1 protein-coding gene is annotated in these 629 nt (G+C 52.6%); it reads left to right on the forward strand.

Going from position 1 to position 629, the window contains the following annotated elements:
• On the forward strand, positions 1-473 hold a 473-nt coding region (locus tag CA13_RS00245; RefSeq protein WP_419193744.1), incomplete at its 5' end, for a hypothetical protein.
• Positions 474-629: the final 156 nt, after the last annotated feature.

Below are 629 nucleotides of genomic sequence, written 5' to 3' on the forward strand. Positions count from 1 at the left end.
CATCTATGCCAATCCTGCGACTCCGATTTCGCATTGCGACTCTGCTGATTCTCACGATGATATGCGCTATTGCGTTGGCGCTTTCTCGACCCTTTAGCCCTGAAGTCGAATTCTCAATTCCTGTTGCTGCTACCTACACCGGTATCGACGAAGGGGAGCACGCATGCTGCCATGTAACGGTTACCAATAGTGGGTTACTTCCGATTTGGATTGCTGGACACAGTGGCCTGATCCTGACATTTGCATACTACGGCGATCCTACCTCGAACCCCGTCGAAAACTATAATTTGAAAGCTCAAACTCCCGTTCACTACACACCACTCTACCGAGGACAAAGCGCAGTTGCTCACATTCCACACCATAGCAACTACACGACTGCTCGGCTCGGTGTACAATTCCACGACTGGCGTGGACGGACCGCTTGTGTTTGGTCCGATGACTTTGCCTTCCCTGTCGATCCAAAAGGTGGATAACCAAAGGATTGCACTGGAGTCGGGCGTCATGCGTTTTGGCAAATCAAACTTTCACGGCCCGACCCCGTGAATCCCACCGTTATCCGATCAACGACGATCGGTATGCTGGTGTTGGGCCTTGGCGGCACAACACTGGCTTGCGGCTGATGCCGGTGA

Origin of the sequence: Novipirellula herctigrandis (assembly GCA_007859835.1) — a bacterium.
In the GTDB taxonomy this organism is placed as follows: domain Bacteria; phylum Planctomycetota; class Planctomycetia; order Pirellulales; family Pirellulaceae; genus Novipirellula_A; species Novipirellula_A herctigrandis.